Here is a 19,120-nt window from a genome sequence, read left to right on the forward strand (position 1 = left end):
GCCTAGTTTGTAGCGCAAAGTGCTTGGCGGTGTCCAGGGGGCGGCTGTCCGCTCCGGCCGAACCGGACCCGTTTCCCGGGTCGGCCGAACCCGATGTCCGAGCCGGCGTGCGTGCCGCGCGGGACGGTGTCCGCGCAGGTCGTGACCGGTGTGGTGGCCCGGCACGGCGGGTCGCCGACCGGCCGGGCGTTGCGCGCCGCTACCCTCGACGCGTGACCGCAACCGAGCCCTCGCGGGCCGAGAGCCCGGCACCCGACGTGGTGCCCGCGCCGCGCCGCGGACTGGTCAGCCAGCTCGGAAGCTTCGTCGTCGTCGGTGTGCTCGCCGCGATGGTCGACTTCGGGATCTACCACCTGCTGCTGAACCTCGGCCTGTGGGTCCCGGTGTCGAAGGGGATCAGCTTCATCCTCGGCACGACGACCGCGTACCTGCTCAACAAGCGGTTCACCTTCACCGGCGCGAACACCGGCGGCAAGGGCCGCTTCGCCGGCTTCGTGGCCCTCTACGGCACGACGTTCGCGGTGAACGTCGGGATGAACTCGCTCGTCCTGTACCTGCTGCCGCCGCTGGACCACGACACCTCGCTGGCCTGGCTGGTCGCCCAGGGCACCGCCACCGCGATCAACTTCGTGATGCTCCGCTACGTCATCTTCAAGAACTGACGCCGCACACCCCTTCCCTGCGCCGCACACCCGCTGCAACAGGTGTGCGGCGGGGTAAACCGGTGTGAGGTCACGGGCCGATGAGGGGCCTCAGGCGGGCGGCCATGCCGTTCGGGCCGGGATCGTCGATCTCCGGAAACGTCCACCGGACGACGGTGAGACCCTCCGCCCGGATCCGGTCCTCCCGGCGCTTCTCCTGCCACAGCACCTCGGCCGGGTCCGCGCCGGGGCGTGGCGAGCGGCCGTACTTCGTGCGACCGTCGAACTCGCCGACGACCCCCCGGTCCGGCCACGCGAAGTCGGTACGGAGCCGAGTGCCCGGGACCGGCCACTGGAGGACCGGTGCCGGGAGTCCGGCGACGTGCATGCGGAACCGGCTGAGTGTCTCCCCGGGGCTCTCGCTGCGTCCGTCGGCGAACGCGACCGCGCGCCGAGCCGCGCGGGACCCGGACCAGTTCGCCGAGGCCCCCAGCGCCCGGATGATCTCGCCGGTCGTCGCCGCTGCGGGATCCGGCCGCCGGGCCCGCTCGGCGACGATCCGGCGGTGCAGCGCCCCGTCGATCGTGACCAGTGCCTGCGGCGCCGCAACGGTGCGGGCCAGATCGACGACCGTCCTGGCCGGTGAGGTCACCCGCAACCCGCCGGCGAGTTCCAGAACGTCGCCCTCGGGGAGCCGGCCGCCGTGGATCTGCAGGTCGCCGCGGATCCGTGCGCCGTTCGACCGGTCGCGCACCACGTGCAGCCGTCGCAGCGGGATCCGCCAGACCGGTAGCCCCAGCAACACCGCCGCCGTCACGAAGCCGAAGACCGCCCCGGACACCAGCCCGGGCCCTGCTGCCCGGGCCCGTAGCCGATGGTCGTCCTCGGCCCGCGGCGAGTCACCCCCGGCGAGCCGGTACACGCCACGGCGCACCGCGACGAGCGCACCGGAGCGCAGCATCCGGTCGATCTCGGCCCCGTCGAACCCGTCGGCGACCAGCGCCGGCCGGCGGACCAGTCCGTCCGCTCCCACCCGCAACGACGCATCCACCACCCCACCCCACACCCAGGAAGCGCCCCCGCACCCCCAACCCCCCAACCTGTGGACAACCACCCCTCCCTGTGGACAGAGGTGCACACCCCCTGACCGTGCGACACACCTGCTGCAGCAGGTGTGCGGCGCGGTGTCCGGGTGTGCGGCCGGTCAGGGGGCGCGGTGGAAGCGCTCGTTGCGGCCCTGGTTCAGGAGGCGGAGCCAGTCCCGGAAGGCGCGTGGGTCGCGCTTGGTCACCAGGAAGTACCAGGCGAACCGGGGCAGCTCCAGCAGGCCGATCCGGCGCATCCCGGGCTGGCTCATCAGGTAGCCGCGGTTGCGGTAGGTGTAGTAGCGCTTCACCGCGTCGCCCGGGTCCTGCGCGTGCAACCGCCCGCCGAGCATCGGCTTGAACTCGTCCGAGCCGTAGGGGTGCAGGTAGGCGGCGTGCAGGGCGGTGCCGAACGGCAGCCCGGAGCGCACCATCCGGCGGTGCATCTCGACCTCGTCGCCCCGGACGAACAGCCGCAGGTCCGGCACCCCGATCACCTCGAGCGTCGAGGCGCGGAACAGGGCACCGTTGAAGAACGAGGCGATGCCGGGCAGCAGGTCGTCGTCGCCGAGCGCGGAACGGCTGCGGTGCCAGGTCACGCCGCGCCGCAGCGGGAACGCCAGCCGGTCCGGGTCGGCCTTGTCGGCGACCACCGGCGAGACCGCGGCGAGATCGTGCCGCTGCGCGACGTCGAGCAGGGTGGCGAGGGTGGAGGCGTCGGCGGCGTGGCCGTCGTCGTCGGCGAGGAAGACCCAGTCCGCACCCATCGCCAGCGCGTGCAGCATGCCCAGCGCGAACCCGCCGGCGCCGCCCAGGTTCGTCCACGACGGCAGCCAGGTGGTCGGCAGCGGGCAGGCGTCGACGGCGTCGCGGGCAGGCTGGTCGGGCCCGTTGTCGACGACGATCAGGTGCGCCAGCGGGTGGGACTGCTTCGCCATCGCGTTCAGCGAGTCGACCAGCATCCCGGCCCGGTGCCGGGTGACGATCACGCCGACGACGGAGCCGGGCGCGAGCGGCGAGGTCACGAGTGGGTCCGCCCCTTGTAGGCGTCCAGCACGTCCTGCAGCGGGCCGTACTCCTTGATCGTCCCGTGCTCCATCCACAGCGCGGTGTCGCACAGGTCGGCCAGGAACTCGTCGGAGTGCGAGGCGAACACCAGGATCCCGGAGCGGTCGACGAGCTCGTGCAGCCGGCCGCGGGCCTTGTCGAGGAACTCGGCGTCGACGGCGCCGATGCCCTCGTCGAGCAGCAGGATGTCCGGGTCGATCGAGGTGACGACGCCGAGCGCGAGCCGCACCCGCATGCCCGTCGAGTACGCGCGCAGCGGCATCTCGAGGTAGTCGCCGAGCTCGGTGAACTCGGCGATGTCGTCGATCCGCTCCTCCATCTGCTTGCGCGTCATGCCCAGGAACAGGCCGCGGATGAGGATGTTGTCGTAGCCGGAGATCTCCGGGTCCATGCCGACGGCGAGATCGAAGACCGGCGCGACCTTGCCGCGCACCGCCGACCGGCCCCGGGTCGGCTCGTAGATGCCCGCCATCAGGCGCAGCAGGGTGGACTTCCCGGCGCCGTTGTGGCCGACCAGCGCGACCCGGTCGCCCTTGGAGAGGGTGACGGTGATGTCCCGCAGCGCCTCGATGATCGGGACCTTCGACTCGGTGCCGATCCGGCCGCCGGCCCGGCCGAGGACGGCCTTCTTCAGCGACCGGGTCTTCGCGTCGAAGATCGGGAAGTCGACGGCGGCGCGGTCGATGCGGATGGACGGTTCCGGCACGGTGTTCACACCCAGTACGCGACGCGGGAGCGGTAGTTGCGCAGGCAGACCAGCGCTGCGGTCCAGCCGACGATCGTGATGACGCCGGTGACCAGCCAGTACCGGCCGACGATCTCCTGCCCGAGCAGCGGCTGGCGGACGATCTCCACGAAGTGGAAGACCGGGTTGAACTCGACCAGGCTGGCCCGCTCGCGGGCCGCCTCGTTGTCCCGGAGGATGTCGACCGACCAGACGATCGGGGTCAGGTAGAAGACCAGCTGGGTCACGCTGGCGATGATCGGCGGGATGTCCCGGAACCGGGTCGCCAGGATCCCGGCCAGGATCGCGACCCAGGCGCCGTTGATCGCGAGCAGCACGAACGCGGGCACCGCGAGCAGCGACGACAGGCCCAGCGGATGCGGGAAGATGATCATCAACACGACCCAGACGACCAGGTTGTGCAGGAAGAACAGCGTCTGCCGCCAGACCAGCCGGTAGATGTGCAGGCTCAGCGGCGCCGGCAGGAACTTGATCAGGCCCTCGTTGGAGATGAAGACCTCGCTGCCCTCGAGGATGCAGCCGGACACGAAGTTCCAGATCAGCAGCCCGACGGCGACGTGCGGCAGGAACGTCGCGATCGGGATGTCGAACAGCGCCGAGTAGAGGATGCCCAGCCCGAGCGCGATGACGCCCATGCTGATCGAGATCCACAGCGGGCCGAGCACCGAGCGGCGGTAGCGCTGCTTGATGTCCTGCCAGCCGAGGTAGCCCCACAGCGGGCGCTGACGCCAGCCGGCCGCGAGATCCGCGAACGCCCGGCGCCAGCTGCGCGGGCTCGACACCTCGGACGGGTCGACGAGATCGCCCGGCTCGTTGTCGGTCACGGTCACGGCCACCCGACGAGGGTACTCAGAGCGCTCCGCGGGGCCCGGCCGGGGAGGCCCCTGCCGGGCACCGCGAAGTGCAGCTCAGAAGTGCAGCTCAGAGGTACTGGCCGGTGCCCCGGCCCAGACCCTCGGGGACACCGGCCTGATCCGGCCCGCCACCGACGCCCGGCGGCAGGCCACGGCGCATCTGCTCCAGCTGTGCGCGGGCGGCCATCTGCTGGGCGAACAGCGCCGTCTGGATGCCGTGGAACAGCCCCTCCAGCCAGCCGACCAGCTGCGCCTGCGCGATCCGCAGCTCGCCCTCGGACGGCGTCTCGTCCGCGGTGAACGGCAGGCTCAGCCGCTGCAGCTCCTCGCGCAGCTCCGGGGCGAGCCCCTCCTCGAGCTCCTTCACGGAGTTCTCGTGGATCTCCTTCAGCCTGCTGCGGGACGCCTCGTCCAGCGGTGCCGCCTTCACCTCCTCCAGCAGCTGCTTGATCATCGTGCCGATCCGCATGACCTTCGCGGGCTGTTCGACCATGCTCGCCGGACTCTGCTGCTCGGCCTCGTCGTCGCCGGAGGGGATCTGCGCCATGCCCACCGGACGGCCGTCGGCGCCGACCACCACGACCCGCTCGTCGGGGGTCTCCTGCTCGTCGCTCATGGGGGCCATTCTGGCCCTGCCGGGCGGCACCGCGCAGCGGGGATCATGCCGATCAGGCGTCCGGGTTCAGCAGCAGCAGCTTCCCGGTGACACCGCCCTCGGCCAGCCTGCGGTGCGCGTCGGCGGCGTCGGCCATCGAGAACCGCTCGAAGACGACCGGACGGACCTTCCCCGCCCCGAACAGCGGCCACACCTGCTCGCGCACCTGCTCGACGATCTCGGCCTTCGAGTTCGGGCCGGTCACCGGGCGTCCGCGCAGGCCCATCGCCGAGATGTGGCCGCGCTTGGCCAGCAGCGCACCGATGTTCAGCTCGGCCTTCACCCCGCCCTGCATGCCGATGATCATCAGACGGCCGTCGCGGGCCAGCGCGGACAGGTTGTTCGCCAGGCCCTTGGCGCCCATGTTGTCCAGGATGACGTCGGCGCCGTGCCCGTCGGTCGCCTTCTTCAGCTCCTCGGCGACGTCGTCGTGGTAGTCGATGACGATGTCCGCACCCAGATCGCGGCAGAACTGCAGCCGATCGGGGGTGCCCGCGGTGGCGGCGACCCGGGCGCCGAACGCCTTCGCCACCTGGATCGCGTGCGTCCCGATGCCGGACGAGCCGCCCTGCACCAGGAACGTCTCGCCGGCGGCCAGCCGGCCCTCCATGAACACGTTCGACCGGACGGTGCAGGCCACCTCGGGCAACCCGCCGGCGTCCTCGACGGACACGCCGTCCGGGATCGGCAGCAGCTGCACCGCGGGCACGGCGACCTTCTGCGCGTAGCCGCCGCCGGCCAGCAGCGCGCACACCTCGTCGCCGACGGCCCAGCCGGTGACACCCTCGCCGAGCGCGGCGATCCGGCCCGAACACTCCAGGCCGACGATGTCGGATGCGCCCGGCGGGACCGGGTAGTTGCCCTGCACCTGCAGCAGGTCGGCCCGGTTCACCGCGGACGCGACGACGTCGAGCACGACCTCGCCGGGCCCCGGCTCCGGATCCGCGACCTCCGCCCAGGTCATCTGCTCGGGACCGCCGTACTCCGCCAGGGTGATCGCCTTCATGGGGCCGACGGTATTCCGTCGCGGCAGCGGGTGCGATCCGGCAGTGTCACCCGTCGTGGACCGGCTGCCCGCCCCGATCGACCCGGTGCCCGACCCGTGGCCGCCACGCGGGCTGGTACTGCGGACCCCACGACTCGAACTGCGTCCCGACGACGACGGGTCGGTGCGCGAGCTGGTCACGATGCTGCACGCGACGGGGGTCCATCCGGCGTCGGAGATGCCGTTCGCTGTGCCGTGGACCGACGCCGATCCCCGCTACCTCGGCCGCGGGGTCGCGCAGTACTTCTGGTCCGAGCGGGCCCGGACCGGTCCGGAGTCGTGGGCGCTGCACCTGGTGGTGCGCCGCGCCGGCCGGGTGATCGGTCTGCAGAGCCTGACCGCCGACCGGTTCGGCCTGCTGCGCGGCGTGCACACCGGCTCCTACCTGGGCATCCGGTACCAGGGCGCGGGATACGGCACCGAGATGCGGGCCGCCGTGCTGGCGTTCGCGTTCGACCACCTCGGCGCGACGACGGCCCGCTCCGACTACGTCGAGGGCAACGGCGCCTCGGCCACGGTGTCGCACCGGCTGGGCTACCGCGCCGACGGGACCTCGCTGAACGCGGCCCGCGGGGTGCGGGAGGTGCAGCACCGGCTGCTGCTGACGCCCGCGGAGTTCGTCCGGCCGGGCTGGGAGCCGGTGGTGGAGGGGTACACCGGCGAGCTGGCCGGGTTCCTCGGTGCGGAGCCGCCGCGCGGGGGGTGAGCAGGCCGGAGCGGGCCGCGTCGCACCCCGTGTCCGACCTCGCACCCCGTGTCCGGGACGCCGCACCCCGTGTCCGGGACGTCGCACCCCGGCTTCGGCGCGGCACCGGCTGTACACGGTGCGCCGCCGCGCGCGGGGTGCGAGACGATCGAGCGGACCCGGCCGCGCCCGGTCTACCCGAGGTCGCGGGCGGAGAACGTGTCGCAGGCCCGCGGGTCGCCGGTGTCCAGCCCGGTCGTGAACCACCGCTCGCGCTGCTCGGACGTCCCGTGCGAGAACTGCGACTCGTCGACCCGGCCGGAGCCGAGGTTCTCCTGGATGAAGTCGTCGCCGATCCGGGACGCCGTGTCCAGCGCCGCGTCGATGTCGGCCTGGGTCAGCTCGGTGATCAGCGGCCGTCCGGACTCGCCGGGCACCGTCGTCGCGTGGTGCGCCCAGACCCCCGCGTAGCAGTCGGCCTGCAGCTCGAGCCGGACCTGGCCCGAGTCCGGTCCGGTCTCGCGGCCGGCCCGCTGCAGGTCGCCGGTCAGGTTCTGGATGTGGTGGCCGTACTCGTGGGCCATCACGTACGCCTGCGAGAACGGGCCGCCCTGGGCACCGAACCGGGACTGCAGGTCCCGGAAGAACGTCAGGTCGATGTAGATCTCCGAGTCCGCCGGGCAGTAGAACGGCCCGCTGTCCGACGACGCCGCCCCGCAGCCACCGGTGCTGACGCCGCCGGAGAAGAAGTTCGTCCGGGGACGCTCGAACCCGGAGCTGAACTGGGTCGCCCAGTAGTCGTCCAGCGAGTTCGCGACGGCGACCATCCGGCAGTCCGTCGAGTCGTTCGCGGACGCCCCGGTCGCGCAGTTCTGCTCCAACGACGACGTCGACGCGGTCTGCCCCGAGCCGACCTGGTCCAGGCCCGGGTAGCCGCCGCCGGCCGCCATCCCGCCCAGGTCGACGCCCGCGAAGTTCGACAGCAGCAGATAGATGATCACGCCGACGATGCCGAGCCCGCCGCCGGCCCCGGCGACCCGCCCGCCGACGCCGCCACCGATGCCCCCGCTGATCCCGCCGCCCCGGCCGCCGGATCCACGCAGGTCGTCCACCCCGGACGTGTCCAGCCGGGCGTTCTCGTCGAACCGCACGTCGACCTCCCCTGACGAGTCGGGAAGATCCCACCACACGCCGTGCAACGGCACACGAGCGCTCGGCGCGTCGGGGTGGATCCGCGCGTCCGGGGGGACCGGTAGCCTTCCCCGCGGAAGCGTGGCAGAGCGGCCGAATGCACTCGCCTTGAAAGCGAGCGTCCGAAAGGACCGGGGGTTCGAATCCCCCCGCTTCCGCCACAGGTCAGAGGCATGATCGGCGATCACGACCCGTCCGCCCGGCCGCCGTCGACCTCACCCCTTGACCGCAACCCGCCGGTAACCGTGGTGCTGAGCCGGGACAGCGCAGCGGCCTTCTCGTCGAGGTTGCCGTGCGCGTAGACGGTCATCGTGACCTTGACGTCGCTGTGCCCGACGATCTCCCGGACCACGTGCGGCGGGATCCCGAGCGCGAGCAGCAGCGAGACCGCGGTGTGCCGCAGGTCGTGGAACCGCATCTGTCCGAGGCCGGCCGCGGTGCGGATCACGTGCCACTGTGCGGCCAGCGTGCGTGGTGAGACGTGTCCGCCCAGCGGGCGTCAACGAACCCCTACGTCTTCTAGCCGCGAGTCGGGAGCGGTCTCCGTCCGGTGAGGACTTTCTCTACGTCTTCCAGCCGGCCCTGACGGGCCGGACGGGCGGCGTCGCTGCCGTCCGCCTATCGCCTCCGGCCCGGCGACCGGCGCGCGCACGCCCGCCACCGTCGACCAGCTCGAAACGCCAAGGAGCCGCACCACCGGAACGAACCGAGGTGCGGCCACGAGCAGAAGCCGACGCCCGAGCGAGCCACGAGACGCGAGCCGGGCCGACGGACGTCGAGCGGGAGACCTGCCCCTCAAGGCCGGGGCGGGCCGAGAACAGCCGATGGACCGCCTCCGGCGGGGACCTGACGGCCCCGAAGCGTCACACGGGCTCACTCAGCATCAAGGGCGCTGCGCGTCGCTTCGCGACAGCCCTCCGGGCTGCCCTTGACAACCCCATGTCAATCTCGGGGTGGGTCGTTCCCATCGCCGGGAGTGTCCTGCCGTCCTCGTCGGTGTCCAGGCCGGTGCCCTTCGGGTGGCCTTCGGCCAGCCTGGACACCGTCTGCGGGCGGCTGGTGCTGGCCGCTATGGGAAAGCGACGCCGGGCCTGGTCAGGACGCCATCGCGTTGTCGCTGGCGGGTGTCGTGCGCTGGTCGCGGGCGGTGATGGCGGCGGCGTGGCGGTCGGGGTCGTAGGGGGTGTTCTCGGTCCAGCAGCGCCAGATGATCCGCAGCCAGGCCCGGGCCAGGATCCGGATGGCGTGGGCGTGGTTGTGTCCGCGTGCTCGGGCTCGGGCGTAGGTGTCCTGGGCCCAGGGGTGGGCGGCGCGGCTGCCGTCGGCGAAGTCGACGAGTGCTTGGCGCAGGCGGTAGTTGCAGCCGCGGCGGAAGGCGACGTAGTGCGACCGGCCCGATGCCCGGGTCGAGGGGGAGATCCCGGCAGCGGCGGCGAGGGCGTCGTCGGTGGGGTAGCGGCCGCGGGCGTCGCCGATTTCAGCGAGCAGGGTCGCGGCCCGGACGCGGCCGGAGCGGGGCAGGCTGGTGAACACCGCCCCGTCGGCGTGCGTGGCCAGGGCCTGTTCGATGTGGGTCTCGAGCACGGCGATCCGCTCCTTGAGTTGCGCAGCAGCGCGACCAGTTCGCCGGTGATGACCTGCGCGGCGTCGGCGGCGGGCCCGTCGGGGTGCCCGGCCGGGGCGTGGCGCAGGTGGTCGAACAGTTGGGCCGGGGTGCGGGTGTTGGAGCGGGTGTAGCGGGCGCTGCGCAGCCAGGTCGGGAGGCGTTTCTCCGAGAGCCAGGCGGTGTGGCGCGGGGTGGGGAACCGGTCGAGGAAGGCGAGCGAGACCGTCCCGGCCAGGTCGTGGAACAGCCCGACGGCGCCGGGGTGGGCGAGTTGCAGGTGCGCGCGGAGCTGGTTGTGCGCGGCGACGCGGGCCTTGACCAGGTCGGCGCGGGTGCGGATGAGCATGCGCAGTCCGATGGTGGCGTCGGTGTCGAGGGTGAGTGGGGTGAGGCGGCGGCGGTCGGTGCGCAGGACGTCGGCGAGCAGGTAGGCGTCGAAGCGGTCGTCCTTGTTCCCGGCCGTGGAGTAGCGGGTGCGCAGGGCGGTGACCTGGCGGGCGATGATCACGAACACCGTCAGGCCGGCGGCGAGCAGCGCGGCCACGACCGGGCCGTCGCCGCGTTCGATCGCGACGCCGGTGACCCGGTGGCGGTGCAGGGTGGTGACCATCGTGGACAGTCCGGCAGCGGTGTTCGGGACGGTGAGTCGTTCGACCGCGACGCCGGTGTCGTCGACGACGCAGACGGCCTGATCGGACCAGGACCAGTCCACTCCCGCCCAGCGGGTCGGAGCCTCGCCTGCGGGGCTGTCGCCCGGATCGGTGCTGGTCGTGTCGGGGTGGTGCATCGGTGGTGTTCCTCCCGTCGGGGCGGGGTGAGCGCTCCGGGAGGGCGGGGCTGCCGGTCGGTCACTTCAGCGCTCGTGGCGCACAACCCCATCGCCGGTCAGCACGCCCCGTCCCGTCGGGCCTCGCGGTTGTCAAGGCAGACCTCGCAGGTCTGGCGAGCCTGGGCGATGACCCGACGGTCCGGGATGCGCACCGGACCCATCCGAGCCCGGCCAGATCAGCCTGCCCGTAGTGACATCGAGCCTCGGAGGCCACGAGGGCGCCTTCGCGCGGTGACGGGGACAGCACCCCCCACCAGGGACGGGGCCGACAGGCCCCACGCATCCGCGGAGGCCAGCATCATGCCCACCAACGCCGACATGTTCGAGACCCTGCGCACCTGGCACGTCTGGGCCGGAGCCGACAGCAGCGCCCGGGAGGCCGACGCCGAGGGACGCCACGCCACAGCCGCGAAGTACCGCGCCGTTCGCGACGAACACACCGTCGATCCCATCCAGGTCCTCAGCGATACCTACGACCTGATCCAGTCCCTGACGGCCGGCCGCTGGGACGCCATCACCGAGGCTCGCCTGCGCGGCGCTACCTGGGATCAGGTCGCCGTGGCCGTGAACCAGCGCGTCGAGGAAATCCGCAACGAGTACGCCGCCATGGTCGACTGGGTCGCGAAGAACCGACCCGACTTCGTCGATCTTGACCGGTACTTCAGGGCCCTCTAACCGCTCAGGGGCGTCCGCGGGAGTGCTCGGACAGCAGCGCCGCGAGCCGGTCCCGCAGGGGCCGATGCCGCTCGTCGAGGGTGTTTGTCGGGTCGGTCCACATGGTCGGTGGGTACAGCCAGACGGGACGGCTGAGCCGGTCGGGCGGTTCCCACCCGTAGCGCGGCCAGACGTGGGCGTGGAGGAACACGTCCTGGTTGCCGAGGATTTCGAGGTTGACCCGGCGGAACTGGTCGTCGCTCTCCGCACATGCTCGCTCAACAGCCTCGGCGAGGCGTTCCATGCTGTCGAGGAACCGCAGCCGTCTTTCGCGGGGCAGATCGCTGAGCTTCTCGACGCCCGGGGTGTCGGTGAGCAAGACGCAGTACCCGGGGAGCCACTGGACGTCGCCGATGACCGCGAAGGCACCTGGCAGGCGCGCGAGCACGGTCGGATTCTCGCCACGCAACGCCGAGCCGACCCGATCGTCCTGCCAGTCGCCCACCACCTGACCGTAGCTGGACTGACCACAACCGTGACCGCAACCCGGGGTCGAAACGGCACACGTTGGCGGACGGCTATGGACGCCTGACCAGCGCGATCAGGTGCCCCGCCTGGCCCCGCAGTGACCTTGAAAGCGAGCGTCCGAAAGGACCGGGGGTTCCGAATCCCCCCGCTTCCGCTGTCTCTGACCTGCAAGAACGCAACCGTCGCGCGCTCCCGGCTCGTGGGGAGTTCGCAGCGGTTGCAGTTCCGGTTGCAGTTCGGGCCCTCAGACGGTGTCGGCGGCCCGTCGGGCGTCTGCCACAGCAGCCCGCCGACCCGGGCCGCGACGTCCTGCCGGACGGCCGACGTGATGTGCTGATGGCGCGCGGCCATCCCGGTGTTCGACCAGCCCATCACTCCCATGACCGCCCGCTCGGTCACGCCGAGCAGTAGCAGGACCGTTGCGGCCGTGTTCCGGGCATCGTGCAGGCGACGTTCCGGAACCGCGCCCTGCTCGGACAGCGTCTTGCGTAGCCGCAGAATCCGTTCGGCGACGTCGTCGTCGGTCGCGGTCGGTGAGCGGTGCGGGCGCCGGGAGCGGGGCTCGAACGCGGCGTCGCCTTCGGCGCGGTAGCGGGCGACCTCGCTCTGCGAGCGGCCCTCGACGACGACTGCGGTGATGACCAGCCGGGCCCTCGGCATCCAGCACGGTGATCGCCACGGCTATGCCGATGTCCTGAGACACGCCCAGCGGCGGCGCGCCGGGGAACCGATTCCGCCGGACGACGGGAGTGCGCGGGGTTGATGTCGGCCCGGTCCAACCCCCGGGTACTACGGCAGCGACGCCCAGAACGCCCGCAGCGCCGTGACCGTTGCAGCGGGATCCTCCATCATCCACCAGTGGTTCAGACCCTCCAGCTCGGCGGTGCGCGCGCCGAGCCCGGCGGCCATCTCCGCGGAGCGGGCGGGGTCGTCGGAGTTGTCGGCGGTTGCCCTCAGCACAAGACCGGGAATGGCCGCGGGCCGAGACATCTCGGCCCCCCAATCGCCGAAGATGTTCGGCGTCGCTGACCGGTAGAGAGCGAGGATGCACTCGCCCATCACCTCGTCGATGCTCGCATCGATCTGTCGTGCGTCGGCCGGAGTCGGACACGAAGCCAGCAGCGCACTCTTGAGCCAGCCGGGTTCACCGGGTCGACCGCCGGCCCCGCCCTCGGCGGCCACGAACGCGGCGATCCACTCCTCGCCGCTACCGGGTGTCCGCCACACCTGCGCCATGTCGTGCCACACGTTGTCCCGGTGCATCACGGACGCGCAGTCCACCGCCCAGCTGCGCACCGGCACGTCGAACGCGGTGACCGCCCGCAGCACGAGGCCGGCTCCCCAGTCGTGCCCGACGACGTCGATCGGGCCGTCGATGCCGCGCAGCGTCTCGGCCAGCCACTGCGAGTACTCGTCCTTCGACGCCCCGAAGCCGGCGGGCTTCGGCGCACCGAAGCCCGGTAGGTCGACGGCCACGGTCGGCATCCCGTCGCCCTCGAGCTGTTCACGCACGCCGTTCCAGATCACACTCGTTTCCGGAACCCCGTGAAGGAAAACAGCGGTCACGCCCGCCTCTCTATCAAGATCGTCACTTGTGGGTCAACCTTTCGAAGGATGGCGACCGCAACCCGGCGGTAACCGTGGTGCTGAGCCGGGACAGCGCAGCGGCCGTCTCGTCGAGGTTGCCGTGCGCGTGGACGGGCCGACAGGCCCACGACCGTCGCGGAGGCCAGGACCGTGCCCACCTACACCGAGATGTTCGACGCCGTCCGGAACTGGCGCTGCTCGAACGGATTCGACTACGGCGCCCGAGTCGCTGATGCTGAGGCAGACCCCGGGGTCTGTACTCGCCGGCCGGACTTCGTCGACCTCGATCGTCATCGCCAGGCGTTGTGACCTGCGTGCTTCCGGGCTCCTGCGTGAGTCGACCTCGATCGACGGTCGTCGAGGACTCGTTCTGTCCGCATGGGGTGTGACCGTCGTAGCATGGCCGATGACATCCTCTTGCCCGCCGGCGTGGTGCCCAACTCCGCTGGAGTCCTCAATTCGTTCGTGATCGTCGACGACGCCGCCGGACTCATGGAGTTCGTCACCGATGTGTTCGGGGCCAGCGAGACCGCAGAAGCCCGAGCCGACACGCCGGACGGAAAGATCATCCACTCCGAGATCCGGATGGGCAGCAATGACCTCATGCTGGTCGATCGTCTGGAGGGGTGGCCGCTGCGTCCTGGACTCCTGCAGGTGTGGGTGACGGACGTCCGCGTCGTCCTCGACCGGGCCACCGCCCGTGGCGCTGAGGTGATCACCGACCCGACACCGTTCTGGGGAGAAACGACGCTCGCCCGCATGCTCGACCGTTGGCAGAACATCTGGTGGCTGTGGGCGCCGGCCCCCGGTCAGCCCGGCCCCGAGTACGCGACGGAGGACGATCCGAATGACATTTTCGGGTCGATCGACCGCACGTTGCGAGCGATGAAGGATCGCGACGCTGACCTCAACGGTGACCGCAACGCAGCCCGTTGAGCGCGTACTCCGCTGGACGGCGATGGACCGTTGACCGCGCCTCCGACGATCCTTGAGATCGCCCCTCCGGGCCTTTGCCAGGCGCTCCGCGCGGAGGCGGGGCGCGCACCCCGCCCCATCGCTCGGGGTCGCCAGGCCCACAGAGACCTTGGAGTCCAAGGTCGTGCTCAGTCAGTTGAAGTACGGAACGATGACGACGTGACCCACTCTCTCGCAACCGATCCCGGATCACTCGGCCTCGGCCTGACCCTCGGGTGGTTCGGCAGCGGCGGGACGCTGCTGATCGCGTTGGTGACTGCGGTGGTGGCATGGCGGGGCAAGGTGCCCCGGAGCGTCCCGATGATCTTCGCGGTGATGGGCACGGCCCAGTTGGCGAATACGCTGGCGCGGCATGTCGAGCGCCCTTCGCTCGTGCTGGCAGTCCTCGCGCTCGCAGTCCAGCTCGGCGGGGCCGGCGCGCTCGGATACCTGGGCCTACAAGAGCTGCGCAGGCGTAGAGCAGCTGGTTCCGCCGAGGGTTCGGGATCCGCGCTGACCGCAACACCCACCAGCGAACCGTGAGACACCACCGGACAGCCGCAGGCTCCTGACCAGTCAGATCGTTCCCACGACCACGCATCCCGCCGGGCTTGAAGGCGAGCGTCCGAAAGGACCGGGGTTCGGAACCCCTGCTTCCGCCAGACCGGTCGGCGAGAACGCGACGGATGCGGTCGCGCCTCCGATGGTCGACGGGCGCGGCGACCCGAGCCGGTACCGCACGACCCGGTGGTCAGTCGGTGTCCGCCGGGCCGAGCAGATCCCAGCGGTTGCCGGCGACGTCACGGAACACGACGACGCGTCCGTACGGCTCGGAACGTGGCTCGGTGCGGAACTCGACCCCGGCCGCCCGCATGTTCGCGTACCTGCTCTCGAATTCGTCGTCCCGGAGGAAGAACCCGACCCGCCCGGCATGCTGGTCCCCGATCGCCCCGGCCTGGCGCTCCCCGTCGGCGCGAGCTGGAGGAACGCCATGCGGTGAGGGTGACACCCTGCCCGTCGTACATCCGGGACGACTGCGCGCGACCCTCTCCGGGGCGAACCGAATCCGGCGGTCGGAGCACCCCGTCCGTGCCAAACTACCGGCGTGACCGTTTCGGCCGAGGCAGATCTCCGGTTCGGAGTCCCCCTGTACTCCGCGACCGACGCTGCCCGGTACATCAACGTCTCGCGGACCACGTTCGCCTCCTGGTCCCGCGGATACGTGCAGCGACCGGTCGGACGATCGCCGGTGACCGGAGCGCCCGTCATCACGTCGATCCGGCGCGAGAGCGGCGGACCGACGATCCCGTTCATCGGGCTCGCGGAGGGTTTCGTGCTCTCGGCGTTCCGTCGGGCGGGGGTGCCGCTCCAGCGCATCCGTCCCGCGCTCGTACGCCTGCAGGAACAGCTGGGGCTCGATCACGTCCTCGCGTCGCGGTCGCTGTACACCGACGGCGCCGAGGTGCTGTACGACTACGCGGAGAGTGCCGGGGACACCGCCGAGGCCCGTTCCGCGCGCCGGCTGGTCGTCGCACGAAACGATCAGCTCGTCTTCCGGGAGGTGGTCGACGCATATCTCCGGAGGATCGAGTTCGACGGGGACAGATACGCGCGTCTGATCCACCTTCCCCAGTACGGCTCCGCTGACGTCGTCGTCGACCCGGAGCGCTCCTACGGTCTTCCGATCTTCGCGAAGGGCGCTGTCCGGGTGGAGATCGTCCAGCGGAGGTTCAAGGCGGGTGAGTCGCTCACCGATCTCAGTGAGGATTCCGGTATTCCGGAGGACCAGCTCGTCGACGCGCTCCGTGTCCACACCGACGCCGCCGCATAGCGGTCTTCCGACGTACTTCCTCGATCGCACCGTGCCGGCGTGAACAGGATCGTCGTCCCCGATCGGCGTCGGCCTGCGGCTCGCGAGCGACGCACCCTGAACCCCGGATCCGGGAGAACCCGGGTGCCCCGGGCGGGCCCACCGCATACCGTCCGAACCGTGACCACACCGCGGGACCTGCGCGTCTCCCACGCCGAACGGGCGCACATCGCCGCACTGCTGGACCGGCACCACACCGACGGCCGGCTCGACGGCGCGGAGCTCGCCGAACGCCTGGCCCGGGTCACCACCTCGGTCACCCGGGCGGACCTGAACCGGGTGATCGCCGACCTGCCCGGTGCGGCCGACGCCGTGCCCACCCGCGAGCTGCTGGAGCTGTCGAACACCGCCGGGGACCTGCGGCGGTCGGGGGAGTGGCTGGTGCCGCCGCGTGTCGTCGTGCGGTCCCGCTTCGGCAACGCCCGATTGGACATGCGGCGGGCCCGGTTCGTCACCGGTGACGTGCTGGTCGAGTCGGACCTGACCGTCGGCAACCTGGACATCAGGCTGCCGCGGGGCGCGACCGTCGATCTCACCGGCGTGCGTACGCGGTTCGGGACGGTCCGGGACAAGCTGGGCGCGTCGGAGCGGCCGGGGGTGCCGCACGTGGTCGTCGTCGGCGGGGCGTGGATCGGGAACGTCACGGTCCGCTGAGCCCGCCGGGACCCAGGTCCCGGAAGTACCGCGCGACCGGCCACCGCTGGAACCCGAGCGCCTCGTGCGCGGCCCGGGCCGGTGCGTGGCCGGGATCGTCACCGGTCTCCACCATCACCATCCGCAGGCCCGCGGCCCGGACCCGGTCGGACGCGCGCCGCTGGTGCTCCGGATCGACGGCGAGCACGGCGATCTCGTCCATGTCGTCCGCCGGGTGCAGCCGGGTGCAGGCCCGACCGGCGACGGCGGTACCGACCGGCTCACACGCCCGCAGCGACAGATCCAGGACGGCCCGGCGGTGCCCGTCGTCGTACGAGAGACCACGGTAGCCGGGCTCACCGGCCGTCGAGGGCCACCCGGGCGCCGAGCCCGATCATGACGATCCCGGTCACCGACTCCAGTGCCGTCCGCACGCGGTCCGCGGCCAGCCAGCTGCGGAACGCCCCGGCCAGCCAGGACGTCACCCGCCACCAGACGAGCGCCACCCCGACGAACGCGACCGTCAGCACCACCGACGTCTGCACCCGCGGCTCGCCGGGGGAGATGAACTGCGGGAGCAGGGTCAGGAACAGCAGGGCGATCTTCGGGTTCAGCAGGTCGCTGACGACGCCCTGCCGGAACGCGACCCGCCGCCGGATCGGGTCGCCGAGCGTCCCGTGCAACGGCAACGGCAACGGCAACGGCACCGGACCGCGCCGCCGCCGCGTGCACGCACAGCCCGCTGCACGCGCCCAGGCCGGTCCACCACATCGCGCTGCTCCCGCCGCGCACGCCGTTGCGCAGGCCGAGCGCGGTGTCCGGCCCCGGCACGACGGTCAGCACGATCACGACCAGCACGAACGGCCAGAGCTGCTGCGGCACGGTCCCCTCCGATTGCACTGCGGAACGCAGAGTATGCACCCGCGTGTGCTGGGATCCCGGTGTGCCCGAACCACTGCTCGTCGACGTCTTCTGCGGCCCCGGACACACAGCCGGCAACCGGCTCGCCGTGATCCTGGACGACCCCTCCGGTCCGGTGCAGCGGCAGCGCCGGGCGGCGGAGCTCGGCTACAGCGAGACGGTGTTCGTCGACGACGGGTCGGCCGCCGACATCTACACGCCGAGCGTCCGGCTGCCGTTCGCCGGACACCCGCTGGTCGGGGCGTCCTGGCTGCTCCGGCACCGGCTCGGGTCCTGCGAGGTGCTGCACCCGGCCGCCGGTGCCGTCCCGGCCTGGGCGGAGGGCGGGTTCGGCTGGGTGTCCGGCCGTCCGGAGTGGGTGACCGGCCGGACCACCCGGCAGCTCGCGTCACCGGCGGAGGTCGAGGCGCTCCCGGGCCCGCCGGACGGGACCGGCTTCCTCTACGTCTGGGCCTGGACGGACGAGCCGGCCGGATCGGTGCGGGCGCGGGCGTTCCCCCGGCGCGGCGACGCGATCGTGGAGGACGAGGCCACCGGGGCCGCCGCGCTCCGGCTCACCGCGGAGCTCGGCCGGTCGCTGACGGTGCGGCAGGGCGCCGGCTCGGAGATCCGGACGCGGTTGCTGCCGGAGGGCCGGATCGGCGTCGGCGGCCGGGTCAGGCAGGTCCGGCCGGACCCGCAGGATGCTCGGCGAACCAGCTGACGACGCCGGGCATGTGCTGCTCGAAGTGCCCGGGATGGGTCAGGTTGAGCACGCCCGCCGGGGTGTCGCCGCGGTTCTCGAAGTCGTGCGTCACCCCGCCGGGCACGGCGACGAACGCGCCCCTCGTCGCGTCCACCCAGCGGTCGCCGACCAGCACCGACATGGTGCCGTCCAGCACGTAGAACACGTCGTCCTCGGGATGGCTGTGCGCGCCCGGCCCGGCGGTGTGCGGTTCCAGCCACCACTCGGAGATCGAGTAGCCACCGCCGGTCTCGGCGCCGTCGGCCTTGAACACCGCCGAGATCCGGCCCATGTCGTAGTGCCGGCCCTCGCCGGGGCCCAGCACCACCGGGGCCCGGTCCGTCTCAGCCATCGCCGTCCTCCTCGCCCGCGCCGGTCGCGTCCGGGACGACGGTAGGCGCGGTCCGCCCGCGCGTCTTGGACGAACGGGAACTCGCGAACCCGTGCGCGGTGACGAGCAGTTCCCGCACCAGCGGCCAGGTGGTGTCCGGGTTGAGCACCGACACCCACCGGGACGACGCGTAGACCGGGTGCGGGAACAGCACGTCGAGCGCGGCCGGGTCGTGCCCGGCCGATTCACCGAACAGTTCCCGGAAACGCGCCGCGGACAGTCCGATGTTCAGCCGGAACACCCCCGGCCGGTCCAGATCGGAGAAGGCGTCGTTGACATCGGAGTGGACCAGCGTGGCCCAGCCCTGCCGCGGGCGTCGCTCGTAGTCGAGATCGGGATCGTGAACGGCGAACACGTCGCCGTTCGCCTCGATCAGCCGGGTGCCGGGGAAGGTCGCCAGAAACGCGATGATCTCGTCGGAACGCATTGCGTCAAGACAGCACGTTTCCAGCGA

At 71.8% G+C, this 19,120-nt stretch carries 26 protein-coding genes, 1 tRNA gene and 1 pseudogene; 11 read left to right on the forward strand and 17 right to left on the reverse strand.

Annotated features, from left to right (window positions below; translation table 11 throughout):
- Positions 1–93 precede the first annotated feature (93 nt).
- Together ABD160_RS19000 and ABD160_RS19005 are read left to right on the forward strand one after the other, a co-directional pair.
- Positions 94–216 (forward strand): hypothetical protein, encoded by a 123-nt coding sequence (locus ABD160_RS19000; RefSeq protein ID WP_344024291.1) that lies wholly within the window; start codon positions 94–96, stop codon positions 214–216.
- Positions 213–662, forward strand: coding sequence for a GtrA family protein (locus tag ABD160_RS19005; RefSeq protein ID WP_344024293.1), 450 nt, complete (start codon positions 213–215; stop codon positions 660–662). The genes ABD160_RS19000 and ABD160_RS19005 overlap by 4 nt, the downstream gene beginning before the upstream one ends.
- Positions 663–732: 70 nt before the next feature.
- Here ABD160_RS19005 and ABD160_RS19010 read toward each other — a convergent pair whose 3' ends face one another.
- The 6 genes from ABD160_RS19010 to ABD160_RS19035 all read right to left on the reverse strand — a co-directional run bounded on the left by ABD160_RS19010 (position 733) and on the right by ABD160_RS19035 (position 6,054).
- Positions 733–1,674, reverse strand: a complete 942-nt coding sequence (locus ABD160_RS19010) for a type IV toxin-antitoxin system AbiEi family antitoxin domain-containing protein (RefSeq protein WP_344024295.1) — start codon at positions 1,672–1,674, stop codon at positions 733–735.
- 171 nt (positions 1,675–1,845) lie between these two features.
- On the reverse strand, positions 1,846–2,751 hold the full coding sequence (gene glfT1, locus ABD160_RS19015) for a galactofuranosyltransferase GlfT1 (protein WP_344024297.1): 906 nt from the start codon (positions 2,749–2,751) through the stop codon (positions 1,846–1,848).
- The gene (gene wzt / locus ABD160_RS19020; RefSeq protein ID WP_344024377.1) at positions 2,748–3,500 is read right to left on the reverse strand and encodes a galactan export ABC transporter ATP-binding subunit Wzt/RfbE; all 753 of its coding nucleotides are present in this window, start codon (positions 3,498–3,500) and stop codon (positions 2,748–2,750) included. The genes glfT1 and wzt overlap by 4 nt, the downstream gene beginning before the upstream one ends.
- 5 nt (positions 3,501–3,505) lie before the next feature.
- Positions 3,506–4,375, reverse strand: a complete 870-nt coding sequence (gene wzm / locus ABD160_RS19025) for a galactan export ABC transporter permease subunit Wzm/RfbD (RefSeq protein WP_425563633.1) — start codon at positions 4,373–4,375, stop codon at positions 3,506–3,508.
- A gap of 85 nt (positions 4,376–4,460) precedes the next feature.
- Complete coding sequence (locus ABD160_RS19030; RefSeq protein ID WP_344024299.1) at positions 4,461–5,018, reverse strand: bacterial proteasome activator family protein; 558 nt, start codon at positions 5,016–5,018, stop codon at positions 4,461–4,463.
- Between the two features lie 43 nt (positions 5,019–5,061).
- A complete protein-coding gene (locus tag ABD160_RS19035) occupies positions 5,062–6,054 on the reverse strand; it encodes an NAD(P)H-quinone oxidoreductase (protein ID WP_344024301.1) in 993 nt (330 codons plus the stop codon).
- Positions 6,055–6,097: 43 nt separating this feature from the next.
- On the opposite strand from ABD160_RS19035, the gene ABD160_RS19040 reads away from it, so the two are divergent.
- Positions 6,098–6,799 carry a GNAT family N-acetyltransferase gene (locus tag ABD160_RS19040; RefSeq protein WP_344024303.1) on the forward strand — a complete coding sequence of 234 codons (702 nt, stop codon included), beginning with the start codon at positions 6,098–6,100 and terminating at the stop codon, positions 6,797–6,799.
- Positions 6,800–6,972: 173 nt separating this feature from the next.
- Here ABD160_RS19040 and ypfJ read toward each other — a convergent pair whose 3' ends face one another.
- Positions 6,973–7,929, reverse strand: a complete 957-nt coding sequence (ypfJ, locus tag ABD160_RS19045) for a KPN_02809 family neutral zinc metallopeptidase (protein ID WP_344024305.1) — start codon at positions 7,927–7,929, stop codon at positions 6,973–6,975.
- A 115-nt stretch (positions 7,930–8,044) separates the two neighbouring features.
- Between ypfJ and ABD160_RS19050 the strand changes: the two genes are divergently transcribed.
- A tRNA-Ser gene (locus tag ABD160_RS19050) sits at positions 8,045–8,130 on the forward strand.
- Between the two features lie 23 nt (positions 8,131–8,153).
- Here the strand turns inward: ABD160_RS19050 and ABD160_RS19055 are convergent.
- The 3 genes and pseudogenes from ABD160_RS19055 to ABD160_RS19065 all read right to left on the reverse strand — a co-directional run.
- The gene (locus ABD160_RS19055) at positions 8,154–8,462 is read right to left on the reverse strand and encodes a tyrosine-type recombinase/integrase (protein ID WP_344024381.1); all 309 of its coding nucleotides are present in this window, start codon (positions 8,460–8,462) and stop codon (positions 8,154–8,156) included.
- A 602-nt stretch (positions 8,463–9,064) separates the two neighbouring features.
- A complete protein-coding gene (locus tag ABD160_RS19060) occupies positions 9,065–9,553 on the reverse strand; it encodes a transposase (RefSeq protein ID WP_344024306.1) in 489 nt (162 codons plus the stop codon).
- A 341-nt stretch (positions 9,554–9,894) separates the two neighbouring features.
- Positions 9,895–10,362, reverse strand: a pseudogene (locus ABD160_RS19065) (IS110 family transposase); the annotation flags it as partial.
- A gap of 342 nt (positions 10,363–10,704) precedes the next feature.
- On the opposite strand from ABD160_RS19065, the gene ABD160_RS19070 reads away from it, so the two are divergent.
- Positions 10,705–11,079, forward strand: a complete 375-nt coding sequence (locus ABD160_RS19070; protein ID WP_344024308.1) for a hypothetical protein — start codon at positions 10,705–10,707, stop codon at positions 11,077–11,079.
- Positions 11,080–11,083: 4 nt separating this feature from the next.
- Here the strand turns inward: ABD160_RS19070 and ABD160_RS19075 are convergent, their stop codons facing one another.
- Together ABD160_RS19075 and ABD160_RS19080 are read right to left on the reverse strand one after the other, a co-directional pair.
- Positions 11,084–11,563: an HIT family protein gene (locus ABD160_RS19075; RefSeq protein ID WP_344024310.1), complete on the reverse strand. Its 480-nt coding sequence runs from the start codon at positions 11,561–11,563 to the stop codon at positions 11,084–11,086.
- Positions 11,564–12,375: 812 nt separating this feature from the next.
- The gene (locus tag ABD160_RS19080; protein WP_344024313.1) at positions 12,376–13,152 is read right to left on the reverse strand and encodes an alpha/beta fold hydrolase; all 777 of its coding nucleotides are present in this window, start codon (positions 13,150–13,152) and stop codon (positions 12,376–12,378) included.
- 171 nt (positions 13,153–13,323) lie between these two features.
- Between ABD160_RS19080 and ABD160_RS19085 the strand changes: the two genes are divergently transcribed.
- The 3 genes from ABD160_RS19085 to ABD160_RS19095 all read left to right on the forward strand — a co-directional run bounded on the left by ABD160_RS19085 (position 13,324) and on the right by ABD160_RS19095 (position 14,670).
- Positions 13,324–13,482 carry a hypothetical protein gene (locus ABD160_RS19085; protein WP_344024316.1) on the forward strand — a complete coding sequence of 53 codons (159 nt, stop codon included), beginning with the start codon at positions 13,324–13,326 and terminating at the stop codon, positions 13,480–13,482.
- A 90-nt stretch (positions 13,483–13,572) separates the two neighbouring features.
- Positions 13,573–14,109 carry a VOC family protein gene (locus ABD160_RS19090; protein WP_344024318.1) on the forward strand — a complete coding sequence of 179 codons (537 nt, stop codon included), beginning with the start codon at positions 13,573–13,575 and terminating at the stop codon, positions 14,107–14,109.
- A 198-nt stretch (positions 14,110–14,307) separates the two neighbouring features.
- Positions 14,308–14,670, forward strand: a complete 363-nt coding sequence (locus tag ABD160_RS19095; protein WP_344024320.1) for a hypothetical protein — start codon at positions 14,308–14,310, stop codon at positions 14,668–14,670.
- A gap of 208 nt (positions 14,671–14,878) precedes the next feature.
- Here ABD160_RS19095 and ABD160_RS19100 read toward each other — a convergent pair whose 3' ends face one another.
- Positions 14,879–15,136: a VOC family protein gene (locus ABD160_RS19100; RefSeq protein WP_344024322.1), complete on the reverse strand. Its 258-nt coding sequence runs from the start codon at positions 15,134–15,136 to the stop codon at positions 14,879–14,881.
- 96 nt (positions 15,137–15,232) lie between these two features.
- On the opposite strand from ABD160_RS19100, the gene ABD160_RS19105 reads away from it, so the two are divergent.
- Together ABD160_RS19105 and ABD160_RS19110 are read left to right on the forward strand one after the other, a co-directional pair.
- The gene (locus tag ABD160_RS19105; protein ID WP_344024324.1) at positions 15,233–15,958 is read left to right on the forward strand and encodes a hypothetical protein; all 726 of its coding nucleotides are present in this window, start codon (positions 15,233–15,235) and stop codon (positions 15,956–15,958) included.
- A gap of 159 nt (positions 15,959–16,117) precedes the next feature.
- Positions 16,118–16,651: a DUF1707 SHOCT-like domain-containing protein gene (locus ABD160_RS19110; RefSeq protein WP_344024326.1), complete on the forward strand. Its 534-nt coding sequence runs from the start codon at positions 16,118–16,120 to the stop codon at positions 16,649–16,651.
- Here ABD160_RS19110 and ABD160_RS19115 read toward each other — a convergent pair.
- Both ABD160_RS19115 and ABD160_RS19120 read right to left on the reverse strand, forming a co-directional pair.
- Positions 16,638–16,853, reverse strand: coding sequence for an N-acetyltransferase (locus ABD160_RS19115; protein WP_344024328.1), 216 nt, complete (start codon positions 16,851–16,853; stop codon positions 16,638–16,640). The two genes, ABD160_RS19110 and ABD160_RS19115, sit on opposite strands and share 14 nt — an antisense overlap.
- A gap of 133 nt (positions 16,854–16,986) precedes the next feature.
- Positions 16,987–17,325, reverse strand: a complete 339-nt coding sequence (locus ABD160_RS19120; RefSeq protein WP_344024330.1) for a LysE family translocator — start codon at positions 17,323–17,325, stop codon at positions 16,987–16,989.
- Positions 17,326–17,573: 248 nt separating this feature from the next.
- On the opposite strand from ABD160_RS19120, the gene ABD160_RS19125 reads away from it, so the two are divergent.
- Entirely contained in the window at positions 17,574–18,254 is a 681-nt protein-coding gene (locus ABD160_RS19125) for a PhzF family phenazine biosynthesis protein (RefSeq protein WP_344024332.1), read from the forward strand.
- On the opposite strand, the gene ABD160_RS19130 is transcribed toward ABD160_RS19125, so the two are convergent.
- Both ABD160_RS19130 and ABD160_RS19135 read right to left on the reverse strand, forming a co-directional pair.
- Positions 18,208–18,627 (reverse strand): cupin domain-containing protein, encoded by a 420-nt coding sequence (locus ABD160_RS19130; RefSeq protein WP_344024334.1) that lies wholly within the window; start codon positions 18,625–18,627, stop codon positions 18,208–18,210. The two genes, ABD160_RS19125 and ABD160_RS19130, sit on opposite strands and share 47 nt — an antisense overlap.
- On the reverse strand, positions 18,620–19,093 hold the full coding sequence (locus ABD160_RS19135; RefSeq protein WP_344024336.1) for a DUF6194 family protein: 474 nt from the start codon (positions 19,091–19,093) through the stop codon (positions 18,620–18,622). Before ABD160_RS19135 ends, ABD160_RS19130 begins: the two co-directional genes overlap by 8 nt.
- Positions 19,094–19,120: the final 27 nt, after the last annotated feature.

It is taken from the genome of Pseudonocardia kongjuensis, assembly GCF_039526905.1.
Classification (GTDB): Bacteria; Actinomycetota; Actinomycetes; order Mycobacteriales; family Pseudonocardiaceae; genus Pseudonocardia; species Pseudonocardia kongjuensis.

What these genes read in the sequence shown, in the direction of transcription:
- ABD160_RS19000 (WP_344024291.1), top strand. Translation starts at nt 94, where the DNA reads ATGTCCGAGCCGGCGTGCGTGCCGCGCGGGACGGTGTCCGCGCAGGTC.
- ABD160_RS19030 (WP_344024299.1), bottom strand. Translation starts at nt 5,018, where the DNA reads ATGGCCCCCATGAGCGACGAGCAGGAGACCCCCGACGAGCGGGTCGTG.
- ABD160_RS19035 (WP_344024301.1), bottom strand. Translation starts at nt 6,054, where the DNA reads ATGAAGGCGATCACCCTGGCGGAGTACGGCGGTCCCGAGCAGATGACC.
- ABD160_RS19070 (WP_344024308.1), top strand. Translation starts at nt 10,705, where the DNA reads ATGCCCACCAACGCCGACATGTTCGAGACCCTGCGCACCTGGCACGTC.
- ABD160_RS19090 (WP_344024318.1), top strand. Translation starts at nt 13,573, where the DNA reads ATGGCCGATGACATCCTCTTGCCCGCCGGCGTGGTGCCCAACTCCGCT.
- ABD160_RS19115 (WP_344024328.1), bottom strand. Translation starts at nt 16,853, where the DNA reads ATGGACGAGATCGCCGTGCTCGCCGTCGATCCGGAGCACCAGCGGCGC.
- ABD160_RS19130 (WP_344024334.1), bottom strand. Translation starts at nt 18,627, where the DNA reads ATGGCTGAGACGGACCGGGCCCCGGTGGTGCTGGGCCCCGGCGAGGGC.
- ABD160_RS19135 (WP_344024336.1), bottom strand. Translation starts at nt 19,093, where the DNA reads ATGCGTTCCGACGAGATCATCGCGTTTCTGGCGACCTTCCCCGGCACC.